The organism is Novosphingobium album (ex Liu et al. 2023), assembly GCF_029076845.1.
Lineage (GTDB): Bacteria > Pseudomonadota > Alphaproteobacteria > Sphingomonadales > Sphingomonadaceae > Novosphingobium.
The window spans coordinates 160,536-177,135 of record NZ_JARESE010000028.1 but is presented as its reverse complement, the minus strand read 5'-3'; the positions used below and the strand labels follow the sequence as shown (position 1 = coordinate 177,135).

General features: G+C 66.6%; 17 protein-coding genes. 8 read left to right on the top strand and 9 right to left on the bottom strand.

What is annotated here, in order from left to right; all coding sequences use genetic code 11:
- Positions 1-14: 14 nt before the first annotated feature.
- The 6 genes from PYV00_RS10025 to PYV00_RS10000 all read right to left on the bottom strand — a co-directional run bounded on the left by PYV00_RS10025 (position 15) and on the right by PYV00_RS10000 (position 6,418).
- A complete protein-coding gene (locus tag PYV00_RS10025) occupies positions 15-668 on the bottom strand; it encodes an inner membrane-spanning protein YciB (RefSeq protein WP_275228127.1) in 654 nt (217 codons plus the stop codon).
- Positions 668-1,603 (bottom strand): signal recognition particle-docking protein FtsY, encoded by a 936-nt coding sequence (gene ftsY / locus PYV00_RS10020; protein WP_275228126.1) that lies wholly within the window; start codon positions 1,601-1,603, stop codon positions 668-670. Before ftsY ends, PYV00_RS10025 begins: the two co-directional genes overlap by 1 nt.
- Entirely contained in the window at positions 1,600-2,778 is a 1,179-nt protein-coding gene (locus PYV00_RS10015) for a MiaB/RimO family radical SAM methylthiotransferase (RefSeq protein WP_275228125.1), read from the bottom strand. Before PYV00_RS10015 ends, ftsY begins: the two co-directional genes overlap by 4 nt.
- Entirely contained in the window at positions 2,775-3,593 is an 819-nt protein-coding gene (gene dapF, locus PYV00_RS10010) for a diaminopimelate epimerase (RefSeq protein WP_275228124.1), read from the bottom strand. The genes PYV00_RS10015 and dapF overlap by 4 nt, the downstream gene beginning before the upstream one ends.
- Before the next feature lie 99 nt (positions 3,594-3,692).
- Positions 3,693-5,381, bottom strand: coding sequence for a putative bifunctional diguanylate cyclase/phosphodiesterase (locus PYV00_RS10005; protein WP_275228123.1), 1,689 nt, complete (start codon positions 5,379-5,381; stop codon positions 3,693-3,695).
- A gap of 101 nt (positions 5,382-5,482) precedes the next feature.
- Positions 5,483-6,418 carry an isopenicillin N synthase family dioxygenase gene (locus tag PYV00_RS10000; RefSeq protein WP_275228122.1) on the bottom strand — a complete coding sequence of 312 codons (936 nt, stop codon included), beginning with the start codon at positions 6,416-6,418 and terminating at the stop codon, positions 5,483-5,485.
- 63 nt (positions 6,419-6,481) lie between these two features.
- On the opposite strand from PYV00_RS10000, the gene PYV00_RS09995 reads away from it, so the two are divergent.
- The 3 genes from PYV00_RS09995 to PYV00_RS09985 all read left to right on the top strand — a co-directional run bounded on the left by PYV00_RS09995 (position 6,482) and on the right by PYV00_RS09985 (position 7,537).
- On the top strand, positions 6,482-6,895 hold the full coding sequence (locus PYV00_RS09995; protein ID WP_275228121.1) for an EVE domain-containing protein: 414 nt from the start codon (positions 6,482-6,484) through the stop codon (positions 6,893-6,895).
- 93 nt (positions 6,896-6,988) lie between these two features.
- A complete protein-coding gene (locus PYV00_RS09990; RefSeq protein WP_275228120.1) occupies positions 6,989-7,171 on the top strand; it encodes a CsbD family protein in 183 nt (60 codons plus the stop codon).
- Positions 7,172-7,333: 162 nt separating this feature from the next.
- Positions 7,334-7,537: a hypothetical protein gene (locus tag PYV00_RS09985; protein ID WP_275228119.1), complete on the top strand. Its 204-nt coding sequence runs from the start codon at positions 7,334-7,336 to the stop codon at positions 7,535-7,537.
- An 82-nt stretch (positions 7,538-7,619) separates the two neighbouring features.
- Here PYV00_RS09985 and PYV00_RS09980 read toward each other — a convergent pair whose 3' ends face one another.
- Complete coding sequence (locus PYV00_RS09980; protein WP_275228118.1) at positions 7,620-8,930, bottom strand: MFS transporter; 1,311 nt, start codon at positions 8,928-8,930, stop codon at positions 7,620-7,622.
- 115 nt (positions 8,931-9,045) lie between these two features.
- Here PYV00_RS09980 and pgsA point away from each other — a divergent pair, with 115 nt between their 5' ends.
- Positions 9,046-9,639: a CDP-diacylglycerol--glycerol-3-phosphate 3-phosphatidyltransferase gene (gene pgsA / locus PYV00_RS09975; protein ID WP_275228116.1), complete on the top strand. Its 594-nt coding sequence runs from the start codon at positions 9,046-9,048 to the stop codon at positions 9,637-9,639.
- A 19-nt stretch (positions 9,640-9,658) separates the two neighbouring features.
- On the opposite strand, the gene PYV00_RS09970 is transcribed toward pgsA, so the two are convergent.
- The gene (locus PYV00_RS09970) at positions 9,659-10,555 is read right to left on the bottom strand and encodes a hydrogen peroxide-inducible genes activator (RefSeq protein WP_275228115.1); all 897 of its coding nucleotides are present in this window, start codon (positions 10,553-10,555) and stop codon (positions 9,659-9,661) included.
- On the bottom strand, positions 10,555-11,781 hold the full coding sequence (rnd, locus tag PYV00_RS09965) for a ribonuclease D (protein ID WP_275228114.1): 1,227 nt from the start codon (positions 11,779-11,781) through the stop codon (positions 10,555-10,557). Before rnd ends, PYV00_RS09970 begins: the two co-directional genes overlap by 1 nt.
- A gap of 263 nt (positions 11,782-12,044) precedes the next feature.
- Between rnd and aspS the strand changes: the two genes are divergently transcribed.
- The 4 genes from aspS (at position 12,045) to mltG (ending at position 16,597) form a co-directional block, all read left to right on the top strand.
- Complete coding sequence (aspS, locus tag PYV00_RS09960; protein WP_275228113.1) at positions 12,045-13,826, top strand: aspartate--tRNA ligase; 1,782 nt, start codon at positions 12,045-12,047, stop codon at positions 13,824-13,826.
- Positions 13,827-13,992: 166 nt separating this feature from the next.
- On the top strand, positions 13,993-14,229 hold the full coding sequence (locus tag PYV00_RS09955) for an acyl carrier protein (RefSeq protein ID WP_028657713.1): 237 nt from the start codon (positions 13,993-13,995) through the stop codon (positions 14,227-14,229).
- A gap of 128 nt (positions 14,230-14,357) precedes the next feature.
- On the top strand, positions 14,358-15,620 hold the full coding sequence (gene fabF, locus PYV00_RS09950; protein ID WP_275228112.1) for a beta-ketoacyl-ACP synthase II: 1,263 nt from the start codon (positions 14,358-14,360) through the stop codon (positions 15,618-15,620).
- On the top strand, positions 15,620-16,597 hold the full coding sequence (gene mltG, locus PYV00_RS09945) for an endolytic transglycosylase MltG (protein ID WP_275228111.1): 978 nt from the start codon (positions 15,620-15,622) through the stop codon (positions 16,595-16,597). Before fabF ends, mltG begins: the two co-directional genes overlap by 1 nt.
- Positions 16,598-16,600: the final 3 nt, after the last annotated feature.

Here is a 16,600-nt window from a genome sequence, read left to right as displayed (position 1 = left end):
CGGGCCCGCCGCGCTTATTCGGGCGGCGGATTGGTCAGCACTTCGTCCTTGGCCTCTTCGGCCAGTCCTTCGCGCAGCACCATCGGCAATTGCGAGAAGGTGAACAGGAACGATAGCGCGGTGAAGCCCCAGAGCTTGGCTTGCAGCCAGCCGCCGAATGTCAGCACTTGCCGCAGCGTCTCGTTCAGCGCGGCCAGGAACAGGAAGAAGAAGGCCCAGTTGCGCGACAGCTTGAGCCAGCCTTCGTCGCTCAGCCCCTCGAAGGCCGATTGCAGCAGATAGCGCAGCATGGCCTTGCCGCGCCACAGGCCCCAGAACAGCACGCCCGCGAACAGCAGGTAGACCGCCGTCGGCTTGATCTGGATATAGACCGGATCGTTCAGCACCACGGTCAGCCCGCCGAAGCCCAGGATCAGCGCGCTCGACAGCCAGACCATCGGCGAAACGTGGCCAAGCCGCCATTTCGAGACGATCAGCGCCGCCAGCGTCGCCACCATGAATGCCACCGTGCCCTTGGTGACGGCCAGGACCACGCCGATGCCATTGTCGCTGTCGGCTGGCGCGAAGTGCCGGTAAGCCAGGAAGAAGACCAGCAGGGGGCCGAAATCGACCACCAGGTTGATCCAGGATGCCTTGGGCTTTTCGTCGGTTGCTTGTGTCTGTGCCATCATGCCACTCCCGCGATCACGCGGGCCAGGAGGTCGGGGTTGAAGGGGCGCAAGTCGTCGATCTTCTCGCCGACGCCGATCGCGTGGATCGGCAGCCCGTACTGCTCGGCCGCGGCGACCAGCACGCCGCCGCGCGCGGTACCGTCAAGCTTGGTCATGATCAGGCCCGATACGCCCGCCACTTCCTTGAAGATCTCGATCTGCGACAAGGCGTTCTGGCCATTGGTCGCATCGAGCACCAGGACCACGTCGTGCGGCGCCTCGGGATTGAGCCGGCCCAGCACGCGGCGGATCTTGGCCAGCTCGTCCATCAGCTCGCGCTTGTTCTGAAGGCGCCCGGCGGTATCGACGATCAGCGCGTCGATGCCTTTCCCGGTCGCGGCCTTGACCGCGTCGAACACCACGCTGGCCGGATCGCCGCCTTCGGGGCCCTTGACGATTTCCACCCCCAGCCGGTCTGCCCAGACGGCGAGCTGGCCGATCGCGGCGGCGCGAAAGGTGTCGCCCGCGGCGAGCATGACCGAATAGTCCTGTTCCTGGAACAAGTGCGCCAGCTTGGCGATCGTCGTGGTCTTGCCCGATCCGTTGACGCCGATCACCAGGATCACTTGCGGGCGCGGGAACGCGACGATCTCCAGCGGCTTGGCCACGGGCCGCAGGATCTCGGCGATCTCGCGGGCGACCACTTCCATGATCGCGCGCTCATCGGCATCGCGCTCGAACCGCTCTTCGGCCAGCCGGTCGCGGATGCGCGCGGCGGCACGCGGACCGAGGTCCGACATGATGAGCGCGTCCTCGATATCGTCGAGCTGGCTTTCATCCAGGCGTGTCTTCGCGACGATGCCCGAAAGGTTCTCGGCCAGGCGCTCGGAGGTCTTGCGGAAACCCCCGAAGATGCGCTGTGCCCAGGCATCGCCGGGGCCATCGGTATTCATTGCAGCATTCCTTCGACGATGGCGCGCGGCGTGATGCGCAGCAGCGTGCCCGCGCCAGTGCCGGGCGGCAGCCTGACCGGCGCGAAGTTGGCGGCATGGCCGGTCCCGTCGTTCTCGGCAAGCACGCAAAGCGGCGTGCCCACCAGCGTGCCCAGCCAGCGCGCCCGCTCGGTCGCGACGGCGGCGCGCAATGCGTTCGCCCGCGCCCTGATCCGCGCCGGATCGACTTGTGGCATCCGCGCCGCGGGCGTGCCCGGGCGCGGCGAATAGGGGAAGACGTGGCCATGCACCACGCCCAGTTCGGCCACGATCGCGAGCGTGTTGCGATGCATCGCCTCATCCTCGGTGGGAAAGCCGGCGATCAGGTCGGCACCGATCGCCAGGTCCGCCCGGCGCGCGCGCAACCGCTCGACCAGCCGGATCGCGTCGCCGCGCGAATGCCGGCGTTTCATGCGCTTGAGGATCAGATCGTCGCCCGATTGCAGCGAGAGATGGACATGCGGCATCATCCGCGCTTCGCCGGCAAGCAGGTCGAACAGCTCGTCATCGACTTCGGCACCGTCGATCGAGGAGAGGCGCAGGCGCGGCAGATCGGGGAAGGTGGCCAGGATCGCACCGGCCAACTGGCCCAGGCGCGGCGCGCCGGGCAAGTCCGCGCCCCACGAGGTGAGGTCCACGCCCGTCAGCACCACTTCGTTGACGCCGGCGTCGCGATGCGCGGCCACTTCGCGCAGCACGTCGGCCGGCGGGCGCGAACGGCTGGGCCCGCGCCCTTGCGGGATGACGCAGAAGGTGCAGGCATGGTCGCAGCCGTTCTGCACTTGCACGAAAGCACGGGTATAGCGCTTGCGTTCGACCGGGCGGGGCGTGGCGGCGGGCACGTTCCAGGCGCGCGGATCGAGCTTTGCCGTATTGGCCACCAGGCCATCGACTTCCGGCATGGCGGCCAGCATCTCGCGCTCCACTTCGGCGGCGCAGCCGGTGACGAGCAGCCGCGCATCGGGATGGGCGCGGCGCGCGCGGCGGATCGCCTGCCGGGTCTGGCGCACGGCCTCGCGCGTCACCGCGCAGGAATTGATCACGACCAGATTGCCCGTGCCGGCCAGCACGCCGCGCAGTTGCTCGCTTTCGGACAAGTTCAGCCGGCAACCCAGCGAATGCACCGTCACGCTCACGCAGGCACACCGAAATCGGCCGGATCGAACGTGCCGCGAAAGCTTTCCGTCGCGGGCCCCGTCATCACGATCTTGTCATCCTCGCGCCAGGCGATCGCCAGCGATCCGCCGGCCAGCGTCACGGTGACGCGCCGATCGACCAGCCCGCGCCGCATCGCGCCGATCGCGGTGGCGCAGGCGCCCGTGCCGCAAGCACGCGTCTCGCCCACGCCGCGTTCCCAGACGCGCAAGTCGATCGCATCGCGCGCGCGGATCGTGGCGACATTGACGTTCACCCGATCGGGAAACAGCGGATCGTACTCGATCAGCGGGCCGAGCCGCGCCAGATCGACCGCATGGCAATCGGGCACGAAGAAGATCACATGCGGATTGCCGACATTGACCGCGGCGGGCGCGTCCAGGTCTTCCCAGCCCACCGGCATGGTCAGCGTGTCCATCGCATAGGCCAGCGGAATCCGGTCCCATTCGAAACGCGGCTTGCCCATCTCCACCGAGGCGCCGCCAGCGATCGGCGTGGCGGAAAGCAGCCCGCCCAGCGTTTCGATCCGCGCGGGCACACCGTGCAGCACGCCGATGGCGCGAGTCGCATTGCCGCAGGCTTCCACCTCGCCGCCATCGGCATTGAAGATGCGCATACGGAAATCGGCGCTGTCGGACGGTTCGATGAGGATAAGCTGGTCACAGCCGATGCCGGTCTGCCGGTCGGCCAAGGCGGCGGCGAGCGGCGCCGTCATCGGCGGCAGCGCTTGCGTGCGCCCGTCCAGCACGACGAAATCGTTGCCCAGCCCGTGCATCTTGGTGAAAGCGATCCGCATGACCAGCGCGATCTATGCGCTGGGGCCGCCGCCGTCCAGTGCGGCGGTGGCGGGATTCCATCGGGACATGCGTGTTTGCGCGCCTTGTCCCGCCCGATCTCAACCGTTGCGCGTCAGCCGGGGCGGCGCCGCGGCGGTCTGCGGCGTCTGTTCGTGCGGGATCGCGGCCATGGCCTCCGTCACCAGCAGCAGCCCCAGGCTCTGGAGCCAGAGCCGGGTGTCCTCAGCGGTTGCGGGCTTGCCATAGAGGTAGCCCTGACCCTTGATGTCGCCATACTGGCGCAACTGCTCCAGCACTTCGCTCGATTCGATGCCCTCTGCCGTCACCGGCAGGTTCAGCCCCTTGCCCAGCATGGCGATGGCATGGACGATCGCGGCGCTGTCGCGGTTTTCCACCAGGCTGGTCACGAAGCTGCGGTCGATCTTGATGCGATCGAACGGCAGCGTGCGCAATTGCGCCAGCGAGCTGTAGCCGGTGCCGAAATCGTCGAGGCTGACGCGGATGCCCTGGTTCTTGAGGCTGGTGATGAGCGAGCGCACTTGCGCGATATTGCGGTGCAGGCTGCTTTCGGTGACTTCGATCTCCAGCCGGTGCGGCGGGAAATTGGCTTCCACCAGCAGCTTGAGCAGTTTTTGCGAGAACCAGCTGTCGCGCAGTTGCACGGGCGAGATGTTCACCGCCAGCGTCAGCCTGGGATCCCAGGTCTTGGCATCGGCCAGCGCCTGGCGGATCACGCTTTCGGATAGCTGGCCGATCACGCCGATATCCTCGGCGATGGGAATGAAGATCTCGGGCGAGACGACGCCGAAATCGGGCGAGTCCCAGCGCGCCAGCATTTCGAAGCCGGTCAGCTCGCCGGTCTGCAAGTCGATCTGCTGCTCGTAATAGGGCACGAATTCGCCCCGGGCGAGGCCGCGGCGGATGCCGGCCTCGATCTCGCTGCGGAAACGCATTTCGTCGGCCATGTCGGCCTCGAACCAGTAGAAGCGGTTCCGGCCCTGCCGCTTGGCATGGTACATGGCGATGTCCGCCATTTCGAGCAGGTCGCTTGCCTGATCGCGCACCTGATCGCCGATCGGGGCGAGATCCGATCGGGCGATGCCGATCGAGGCGGTCACGCCGATGTCTGTGGCGTTGACTTGCGCGGGCGTGGAAATGGCATCGACCAGCCGGCCGACCAGTTGCTCGACCCGCTCGGGCCGGTGCTTTTCGAACGGCATGGCGGCGGCGAACTCGTCCCCGCCGATGCGGCTGACCAGCGCACGCGCCGGCAGGATCGCGGCGATCCGGCGCGAGCATTCGAGCAAGAGCTGGTCGCCCGCGCTATGGCCGTTGTAGTCGTTGACCTGCTTGAAGTTGTCGAGATCCATCAGCAGCACCGCCACCGCTTCGTTGCGCTGCCGGGCATCGGCGATCATCCCGTTGACGGCGGCATCGAAGGCGCGGCGGTTGAGGAATCCGGTCAGCGGATCGGTCTCGGCCAGGATGCGGGCCTGGCGTTCGGCCTTGCGCCGCAGCTTCACTTCCTTGGCCAGCTCGCGATAGCGGCTCCAGCCGAAGATGATCAGCGCGATGTTGAGCAGGAAGGCGTTGAGCAGCGCGCCGTCCGGCCCCTTGCCCTGGCCCATGAACGAACGCACGACATCCGGCCCGATCGAGCTTCCCGTGCCGACGAACAGGATGATCGCGGCCGTGACGATGCCCAGCGCCACCAGATCGCGTTCACCGGAATTGGCGCCGGGATCGTCATCCGCGTCGATGCGGGCTCGCTCTTGCGACTTGTCCAACCGTCTCTGTCCCCGTCGTTCTGATTGCGGGAAGTAGCGGTTTCCTCTGAAATTTCGGTTAAGTCTTGGTCAGGAAACGGATCGATGCGTCCTTTTTTCCATCACGCTTTGAGGCCGATCTCGCGCAAGCGCTCCTGCAGGTAATCGTCGGCGGTGATCGGCTCGGGATAACGGTCGGGATGGGTCGCATCGATGCATTGGGGCAGCGTGTGGAACACGAAATCGCTGCGCAAGTGGACGAAGAACGGCATCGAATAGCGGCTGTGCTGCGCCCGTTCGCCCGAAGGATTGCGCACGCGGTGGGTGGTCGATGGCAGCACATGGTTGGTCAGGCGTTGCAGCATGTCGCCGATGTTGATCACCAGCGCGCCTTCGGGCGGCGCGATCGACAGCCACTCGCCATGCTTGCCCAGCAGTTCCAGGCCTGCTTCCTCCGCGCCCAGCAGCAGCGTGATGAGATTGATGTCCTCGTGCGCGCCGGCGCGGATCGCGCCGTCCTCGGCCGATGTCACCGGCGGATAGTGCAGCAGGCGCAGCACCGAATTGCCATCGGCGATGGTCGGGTCGAACCAGTCCGGCGCCAGCCCCAGGTCGATGGCGATGGCCGAGAGCAGCTCGGCGCCGACCCGGTCGAACTCGGCGTAAAGCCGCGTGAAGGTCTCGCGAAAGCCTTCCGGCCGCGCGGGCCAGATATTGGGCGGCATCGATCCGGCGAGCGGATGGCCCGGCGGCAAGTCGCGCCCGACATGCCAGAATTCCTTGAGATCGTGGACGCTGGCGCCCTTGGCGATCTCGGTGCGGAACGGGGTGTAGCCGCGCGCGCCGGCAAGGCCGGGAAGGAAATAGCCACGCTTTTCCGCTTCGGGCAGATCGAAGAAGGCGCGCGTCTGGGCCCAGGCCCGCGCCACCAGATCCGCGTCGATGCCGTGATCGCGCACCATGGCGAAGCCGAAGCGGCGAAAGCTTTCGCCGATGTCGCGCGGCAGCGTGTCGCGGCCGGTGGCGAGGCTGAGGACGGGGATTTCGGCAAGTTCCATGGTGGTGCAATCCTGGTGAAATCGGTATCGCTCCTGCCCATAACGAATTTCGGAAGGCGTTGCATGTCCAAGAACTACTGGCTGATGAAGTCCGAACCGGACGCATACGGCTGGGACGACCTGGTCGCGGAAGGCGAAGGCACCTGGGATGGCGTGCGCAATCACCGCGCGGCCAACAACCTGCGGGCGATGCAGGTGGGCGACGAGGCGTTTTTCTACCATTCAAATATCGGCAAGGAGATCGTCGGCGTGGTCCGCGTCAGCCAGGCCGGGCTGGCCGATCCCTCTGACCCGGAAGGCAAGTGGGCGGCGGTGAAGGTGCGGCCGGTGGCAAAGCTGGCCCGCCCGGTCTCGCTCAAGGAGATCAAGGGCGATCCGGCATTGGCCGAGATGGAGCTGATCAAGCTCTCACGCCTTTCGGTCGCGGTCGTGCAGCCCAAGGAATGGGACTATATCATCGCCCTGTCGAAGCGCTGACACGCTCTGGCCCGTGGCCGGAACCGATCACGCCAGGGCTCGTTCCCTTGTCATGCCGGATGAAAAACCGTCCGGATAACAAGGAGAAAGATCATGGGTGAACTCAAGGATCGGGCCAAGGGCCTTGGCAACGAAGTGGCCGGCAAGGCCAAGCAGGCTGCCGGCAAGGCCAACGACGATCCCGCGCTTCACGCCCGGGGCAAGGCGCAGGAAAAGAAGGGCGAGGCCCAGCAGCTCGTCGGCAAGGTGAAGGGCGCCCTGGGCGACAGCATCTGATCCGCGCCGTTTCCCCGGCAAACACCGAAGGGCCGCCGCACTGGCGGCCCTTTTCCCATGCGCGCGCCGCCTGGCGAGACGAGTCGCAAGGTTCTGTCCCGAAAAGAGAAAGCCGCAACTGAGGCATTGGCAGCACGGTAAACAAAGCCTTAACCTCGCGGCATGATCACGAAACGACGTGCCCTTGTCCTGGTCGACGAAGCCGCCCGGCATCCCTTCCGGCAATCGCTGCCGCCGCATGTCTGCAGGGGGTTCGAGGCGCGGCCAGGCTGGCGCACGCGCATGGCGCTGACCGGCAGCGACTGGCGCGGTTTCCTGACCGCCTATTGCGCCACGTTCGTCGCGGTTTCGGTGTTCATCGCCTGAAGATTGGGCCGGAATCGCGCGGAAGAGCGCGTTTCTTGGCGGCACCAGCCCGCGCCAAAAGCGCGCATTTCAAAACAAACCCTCAGGCGGGCGCCGCGCCGCATTCGGCCTTGAACAGCAGATAGCCCAGCCAGGCCGAAGCCACGCAGGCCGCCGCGACCACCAGCAACTGGTCGACCACGCTGAGCCCGATCGCGCTGAGCAGCGCGGCGGCGAGCGAGCCCACCACCATCGCGCCCGAATTGACGATGTTGTTCGCCGCGATCGTCCGTGCCGTCTGCGACTTGTCGACGAACGTGGTCAGGAAGGCATAGAGCGGGACCACGAACATGCCGCCCGCGATGGCGATGCCCAGCAGCGTGCCCAGCAGCGCCAGCGCCAGCGGCTGGCTGACGAAGGTGGCCACGTCCATCAGTTCGCCGTCGGTGCCGCTGCCCCAGGCCCGGCAGACGCCTTCGAACCCCACCAGGAACACGCCCATGCCGATCACCGAAGCGGGCGAATAGCGTGCCGAGACCGTGCCCTTGAGCAGCGCGTTGATCGAGATCGAGCCGATCGCCACGCCGACCGAGAAGATCACCAGGAACAGGCTGGCGACTTCCTTGCTGGCATGAAGCACGTTCTTCGCCAGCGGCGGGAACTGGATGAACAGCACCGCGCCGATCGCCCAGAAGAAGCTGATCGCCATGATCGCCAGATAGACGCGCCGGTCGTGCATGGTGTTGCGCACCAGGTTCAGCGACGAGCGCACGATATGGAAATCGAGCGGTTCGACCTTGCCCATCGGCGGCGCTGGCGGGACGCGCTGGCCCGTTACATAGCCCAGGAACGCCAGCACCACGACCAGCAGCGCGGCCCAGTGCACGTCGATCCAGCCGGCCACGATCGTGCCCGCCAGGATCGCGATATAAGTGCCCGCCTCGATCAGCCCGGTGCCCGAAAGCACTTCCTCGCGGCGCAGATGCTGCGGCAGGATGGCGTACTTGATCGGGCCGAAGAAGCTGGAATGCACCCCCATGGCGAACAGCGCGAGCAGCATCAGCGGGATCGCCAGCGTGCTCACCGCCACGCCTTGCCAGGCCAGCGTCAGGCCGGCGCCGCCCACCAGCATGATGATGATCTCGCAGAACTTCACCACGCGGATGATCCGCGCCTTGTCGCGCATGTCGGCAAGCTGGCCGGACAGCGCCGAGAGCAGGAAGAAGGGAATGACGAACACCGCCGAGGCGATCGCGCTGAAGCGCGCCTCGGCCTCTTCGGAGTTGTAGACGCTGTAGACGACGAACAGCACCATGGCGTTCTTGAACAGGTTGTCGTTGAACGCACCGAGCATCTGGGTGACGAAAAGCGGCAGGAAGCGGCGGGCCCGCAAGAGTTCCGTCGATGTCGTCATGCGTTCATTTCAGGCCGTTTCCGTCTCGCGGGCGACACTTAATCGCATCGTTCGAAGGGGCAAGCCCCGCGCGGCACTTTATTCCGTCACAGGATCGCGGCTATGGCGCAAGACCATGCTCACGGTTCCGAATCTGCTCACGCTGTCGCGCATCGTGGCGCTGCCGTTGCTGGCCTTCCTCCTGTGGTGGCCGAAATGGGAGCTGGGCTATGGCCTGGCCTTCGGGCTTTACTGCCTGATGGGCGTCACCGACTATTTCGACGGCTATCTCGCGCGATCGAGCGGGGCGGTGTCGCGGCTGGGCATCTTCCTCGATCCGATCGCCGACAAGATCATGGTGGCGACCGTGATCCTGGTGCTGACCGCGCAAGGCGTGCTGACCGGGCCTTACGTGGGGGACATGCACGTGATCGCCGGGCTCATCATCCTGGTGCGCGAGATCGCGGTTTCGGGCCTGCGCGAATTCCTCGGCGGCTTGCAGGTCTCCGTGCCGGTCAGCCGGCTGGCCAAGTGGAAGACGACGTTCCAGCTCGTCTCGCTCGGCGCGCTGATCCTGGGGCGGGCGCTGCCGCACTGGAACGTGATGCTGGGCGCTCTGGCGGTCAACGTGCCGCACACCGTCGGCCTTGCCACGCTGTGGGCGGCCGCGGTGCTGACGCTGGTGACGGGCTGGGATTACTTGCGCGTCGGCCTCAGGCACATGGACTGAAGGCGCGGATCGCGGCGGCTCAGCCGGCGCGCAGCTCGTCGGCCAACATGCGGAATTCCTCGGTGCGCGGCGAGTTCTTGCGCCAGATCAGCGCGATCTCGCGATTGGCGGTGGCCGATTTGAGCGGCCGGGCGACGACGTTGGTGCCGTTGAGGATGCCCGCGTCGAGCGCCATTTCGGGCAGCATGGTCAGGCCCAGGCCATTGTCCACCATCTGCACCAGCGTGTGCAGGCTGGTGCCGATCATCGCCGCGCTGGCGCGCAGTTCGGGGCGGTTGCAGGCGGCCAGCGCGTGGTCCTTCAGGCAGTGGCCGTCTTCCAGCAGCAGCAGCCGGTGCTCGTCGATCAGCTCGGGGGCGATCTCGGCCGGCGGATCGCGCGGATCGTCCTTGGGGAAAGCGACGAAGAAGGCGTCCAGCTCGATCGTCTCCTTCTCCACTTCGCCGGTGGCATAGGGCAGGGCGAGCAGCACGCAGTCGGCCCGGCCGTGGTGCAGCGATTCGATTGCCGCCGCGCTGGGCTCCTCGCGCAGGAACAGCTTCAGGTTCGGCCGCTCGCGCCGCAGGCGCGGCAGCATCCGCGGCAGCAGGAACGGTGCGATGGTGGGGATCACGCTCATCCGCAATTCGCCCGAAAGCGGCCTGCCGCTCGACTGGATGAGGTCGGAAAGCTCCTCGGTCTCACGCAGGATGCGCCGCGCCTTGGCGACCACCGCGTTGCCCAGCGGGGTGAAGCGCACCGCGCGCTTGGTGCGTTCCACCAGCACCACGCCCAGCAGCGCTTCCAGATCGCGCAAGCCCGCCGAGAGCGTCGATTGCGAGACGAAGCTGGCGTCGGCCGCGCGGCCGAAATGCCCGTGTTCGTGCAGCGAGACGAGGTAGTGGAGCTGCTTGAGCGTCGGCTGGTAGACCGTCATCAGCCGGCGGCCGCTCGCGACCCCGGCTCGGCGCCGGGTTCGCCAGGGGCGCCGGCGGCGTCATCGACATGCGTCATCTTGAGCTTGCCACCCTCTACCGCGAAGGCCAGCTTGCCCTCGACCAGATCGAGCGCGTCGCGCCCGAAGATCTCGCGGCGCCAGCCTTGCAGGATCGGCAGGCTCTTGCGCACGCCGGCCGCCAGCATCTCCAGCTCCTCGCTGCGGGCCAGCAGCCGCGCGGCGACGTCGATCTCGCGCGAGCGGATCTTGAGCAGCAGCTTGAGCAGGTCGGCCACCAGCGCGCCTTCCTTGCCCAGCGGAGCGCCCTTGGGCGCGCGCGGCGGCATTTCCTCGTCGGGCAGGGGCTTGGCCTTTTCCAGCGTCGCCATCAGCCGCCGGCCGATCTCGTTGTCCTTCCAGCCTTGCGAGAGCCCGCGCACCTTGGCCAGATCGGCCTGCTGGCGCGGCGGATGGCTGGCAAGGTCGGCCAGCGTCTCGTCACGGGCGATGCGGCCGCGCGGGATGTTCTTGTCCTGCGCTTCGTGCTCGCGCCATTCGGCCAGCGCCTTGAGCCGGCCCAGCATCGCCGGATTGCGGCCCGAGGCCTTGATCCGCTTCCACGCCACCGTGGGATCGTTGCGATAGTTGTCGGGATCGGCGAGCTTTTCCATTTCCTGGTCCAGCCATTCGCCGCGCCCGGTCTTGACCAGCCGCGCCAGGAGCTTGGGGAAGATCTTCGATAAGTGGGTGACATCGCCGATGGCATATTCGATCTGCCGCTCGGTCAGCGGGCGGCGCGACCAGTCGGTAAAGCGCGCGCCCTTGTCGATCGTCAGGCCCAGCCACGATTCGACCAGGTTCGAATAGCCGATCTGCTCGGACTGGCTGACCGCCATCATCGCGATCTGCGTATCGAAGATCGGGTGCGGCGTGCGGCCGGTGAAGTTGAAGATGATCTCCACGTCCTGCCCGCCGGCGTGGAAGACCTTGAGCACGTCCTCGTTGTCGGTCAGCAGGTCGAGCAGGGGGCTCATGTCGAGCCCGTCGGCCATCGGATCGATCGCCGCGGCTTCCTCGGTATTGGCGATCTGCACCAGGCACAGTTCCGGCCAGTAGGTGTTCTCGCGCATGAATTCGGTGTCTACCGCAACGAATTCGGATTTCGCGAGGCGCGCGCACAACTCGGCGAGGGCCTCTGTGGTGGTTATCAGTGGGTGTATCTTCATCGGACTTTTCTGATCGGACCCGTGTGGGCCCCCGGCTTTGCTGAAAGACGGCCATCGCCACGCGGCCGTTCTTTTCGCCCCTGCCCGATTGGCGGCGAATTGGAAAGAGCCTCGACGCGAATCCCGGCGAAATTCCGGCGGAAAATCGGGCTTCGGCATCGGCCCGCGCGGCTGCGGCCTTGACAAACGGCGGTGCAGACCGTCTTGGCCCGCCATTGCCTCAGGGCCGGGCCCCGGCCGCCACGATTTTGGAAAAAAGAGCCATGCATCCCTATCGTTCCCATACCTGCGGCGCGCTTGGCGTCGGCGACGTTGGCCAGACGGTCCGGCTCTCGGGCTGGGTGCACCGCAAGCGCGACCATGGCGGCGTGCTGTTCGTCGATCTGCGCGATCACTATGGCATGACCCAGATCGTCGCCGACAGCGACAGCCCGGCGCTGGCCGTGCTCGAAAGCCTGCGCGTCGAAAGCGTCGTGACGATCGACGGGCTGGTGAAGGCGCGCGACGCGGCAACCGTGAACCCCAACCTCGCGACCGGCGGAATCGAGGTCTACGCGCGCGGCGCCGACGTGCTCAGCCGTGCCGAGGAACTGCCGATGCCGGTGGCCGGCGAGCAGGACTATCCCGAGGACATCCGCCTGCGCTACCGCTTCCTCGATCTGCGGCGTGACACGCTGCACGCCAACATCGTCAAGCGCACCCGGATCATTGCCGAGATGCGCCGCCGCATGGAAGGCGCGGGCTTCACCGAATATTCGACGCCGATCCTCACTGCCTCCAGCCCCGAGGGCGCGCGCGACTTCCTCGTGCCCAGCCGCATCCACCCGGGCAAGTTCTATGCGCTGCCGCAAGCGCCGCAGCAGTACAAGCAACTGCTGATGGTCGCGGGTTTCGACCGCTATTTCCAGATCGCCCCGTGCTTCCGCGACGAAGACCCGCGCGCCGACCGCCTGCCCGGCGAGTTCTATCAGCTCGACCTCGAAATGAGCTTCGTCACCCAGGAAGAAGTCTGGGAAACGATGGAGCCGGTGATCGGCGGCGTGTTCGAGGCTTTCGCGCAAGGCAAGCCGGTGACGCCGAGCGGCAGCTTCCCGCGCATCCCCCATGCGCAGGCGATGCTCGATTACGGCAGCGACAAGCCGGACTTGCGCAACCCGCTGATCATCCGTGACGTGACTGACGAGTTCCGCCAGTCGGGCTTCGGCCTGTTCGAGAAGATCGTGGGCGGCGGCGGCGTGGTGCGCGCGATTCCCGCGCCCGGCACCGCCGACAAGAGCCGCAAGTTCTTCGACGACATGAACGACTGGGCGCGCGGCGAAGGCCATGCGGGCCTGGGCTACGTCACCCGCAAGGCGGGTGAGTTCGGCGGCCCGATCGCCAAGAACCACGGGCCGGAGAAGATGGCCGCGCTCTATGACGCGCTGGGCCTCGGCCCGGATGACGGGCTGTTCTTCGCGGCGGGCAAGGAAGAGCAGGCGGCCAAGCTGGCCGGCGCGGCGCGCACGCGCGTGGGCGAACAGCTCGACCTGATCGACAAGGATCGCTTCGCGCTGGCCTGGATCGTTGATTTCCCGTTCTTCGAATGGGACGAAGACAACAAGAAGGTCGATTTCGCGCACAACCCGTTCTCGATGCCGCAAGGCGGCATGGCGGCGCTCGAAGGGCAGGACCCGCTGACCATCAAGGCGTTCCAGTACGATCTGGTGTGCAACGGCTACGAGATCGCCTCGGGCTCGATCCGCAACCAGCACCCGGACCTGATGGTCAAGGCGTTCGAGCTGGTCGGGCTGTCGAAAGCCGATGTCGAGGAGCGCTTCGGCGGCCTCTATCGCGCGTTCCAGTACGGCGCGCCGCCGCATGGCGGCATGGCCGCCGGGGTCGATCGCATCGTCATGCTGCTGTGCGGCGCGGTGAACTTGCGCGAGATCACGCTGTTCCCGATGAACCAGCGCGCCGAGGATCTGCTGATGGGCGCGCCGAGCTCGGCCGAGCTGAAGCAGCTTCGCGAACTGCACTTGCGCGTGGTCGAACCGCAGAAGGGCTGATCCGCCCGCCCGGTGCGCGCCGGTTAGCCGCGCGCCGGGGCAGGGGCGGGCCGCTTGCGGCATCATGACGCCAGAAGCTAACTTTCGCGCGAGACTTGCCAGCGCGGCCCCCGCGCATTAGGGCGGCTTGCGAGAGTTCATCCTCCGTTTCAGAAGGGGCCAATACATGAGCGATACCGCCGATCGGGTGAAGAAGATCGTGGTCGAACACCTGGGCGTGGAAGCCGACAAGGTTACCGAAGACGCCAGCTTCATTGATGACCTGGGCGCAGACAGTCTCGACATCGTCGAGCTGGTCATGGCGTTCGAGGAAGAGTTCGGCGTCGAAATCCCGGACGACGCCGCGGAAAAGATCAGCACCGTTTCCGATGCCATCAAGTACATCGACGAGAACAAGGGCTGATCCCCAGCGAATGACCATCTGTCCCTGAGCCTGTCACAAGGGGCCGCCGATCGAGGCGGCCAGGGGGAACAGCAACGACAGGCTCGGCCCCCCAGGGGCCCGGGCCTGTTGCCTTTTCGGAGAGTTTCATGCGTCGCGTCGTCGTAACCGGACTTGGTCTTGTCACTCCGCTGGGCAGTGACGTGGAAACGGCCTGGGCCAATATCCTCGCCGGAAAATCCGGCGCGGGGCCGATCACCCGCTTCGATGCGTCCGACCAGAAATGCCGGATCGCCTGCGAGGTGAAGCCCAAGGATCACGAATACGGCTTCGATGCCGACAAGCGCGTCGATCACAAGGTGCAGCGCCAGGTCGATCCGTTCATCGTCTATGGCATCGATGCCGCCGGCCAGGCGATCGAGGATGCCGGCCTGCTCGACATGGACGAGGAGACGCGGCTGATGGCCGGCTGCTCGATCGGATCGGGCATCGGCGGTCTGCCGGGAATCGAATCGGAATCGCTGGTCCTGGCCAACAAGGGCCCGGGCCGGGTCAGCCCGCATTTCGTGCACGGCCGCCTGATCAATCTCATTTCGGGACAGGTCTCGATCAAGTACGGCCTGATGGGCCCGAACCACGCGGTCGTCACCGCCTGCTCGACCGGCGCCCATTCGATCGGCGATGCCGCGCGGATGATCAAGGACGGCGATGCCAACATCATGCTGGCGGGCGGCGCGGAAAGCACCATCTGCCCGATCGGCATTGCCGGCTTCGCCCAGGCCCGCGCGCTGTCCACCGCCTTCAACGACGAGCCGCAGCGCGCCAGCCGCCCCTATGACGTCGATCGCGACGGCTTCGTCATGGGCGAGGGCGCGGGCGTCGTCGTGCTGGAGGAGTACGAGCACGCCAAGGCGCGCGGCGCCAAGATCTATGCCGAAGTGATCGGCTATGGCCTTTCGGGCGATGCCTATCACGTCACCGCGCCGCACCCGGAAGGCTCGGGCGCGTTCCGCTCGATGGCCATGGCGCTGCGCAAGGCGGGGCTGGAGCCGGCCGATATCGACTATATCAACGCGCACGGCACCTCCACGCCGCTGGGCGACGAGCTGGAGCTGGGCGCGGTGCGCCGCCTGTTCGGCGATGCCATCACCGGCGTTTCGATGAGTTCCACCAAGTCGGCGATCGGCCACCTGCTGGGCGGCGCCGGCGCGGTGGAATCGATCTTCTGCATCCTGGCGCTGCGCGACCAGATCGTGCCGCCCACGCTGAACCTCGATAACCCGAGCGAAAGCTGCCGGGGCGTCGATCTGGTGCCGCATGTCGCCAAGCAGCGCACGGTGCGCGCGGTGCTCAACAACAGCTTCGGGTTTGGCGGAACCAACGCCAGCCTGGTGATGCGCAAGCCCGACTGATGCCCAGCCGACGCGGCTGCGTCCTCGCGGCGCTGCTGGCCGCGGCTTTCCTGATCGGTGTCGCCGTGTTCTTCGGCGGCTGGTTCGGCGCGGGCCCGCTGCCCCGGGACAAGACCTTCATCGTGCCCAGTGGCGCCAGCCTGTCGCTGGTGGCCGAAAGGCTGGAACAGCAGGGCTTCGTCGCATCGGGCAGCGGCTTTGCGCTGCGCGCGCGGATCATCGGCGGCGGAGGCGGCTCGATCAAGGCGGGCGAATTCCTCATCCCCGCCCACGCCAGCCCCAGCCGCATCCTGTCGATCATCCAGAGCGACGAGGTGATCCGCCGCTTCGTCACCGTGCCGGAAGGGATGCCCTCGGTCATGGTTGCCGAACGGCTGGCCGCGCAAACCCCGCTGACGGGCGAGATCGCAGTGCCCAGGGAAGGCTCGGTCCTGCCGGGCACTTACGATTTCGAGCGTGGCGAGGCGCGCGAGGCGGTCTTGCTGCGGATGCAGGCGGCGATGCAGCGCACGCTCAGCGAACTGTGGGCCGGGCGCGGCAAGGACATCGCGGTCAAGACGCCCGAGGAAGCGCTGGTGCTCGCCTCGATCGTCGAGAAGGAAACCGGCAAGCCGTCCGAACGGCGCATGGTGGCCGGGCTCTATTCCAACCGCCTGCGGCAAGGCATGTTGCTCCAGGCCGACCCGACGATCATCTACCCGATCACGCGCGGCAAGCCGCTGGGCCGCCGCATCCGCCAGTCCGAGATTCAGGCGGTGAACGACTACAACACTTATACGATGGTCGGCCTGCCGAAGTATCCCATCACCAATCCCGGCAAGGATTCGATCGCGGCGGTGCTGCATCCGGCGCAGACCGGGGCGCTTTACATGGTCGCGGACGGATCGGGCGGCCATGCCTTCGCCGCGACGCTGGAAGAGCACAACCGCAATGTCGAAAAGTGGTTCGCCATCCGCCGTCAGCGCGGGGAGCTGTAGGAT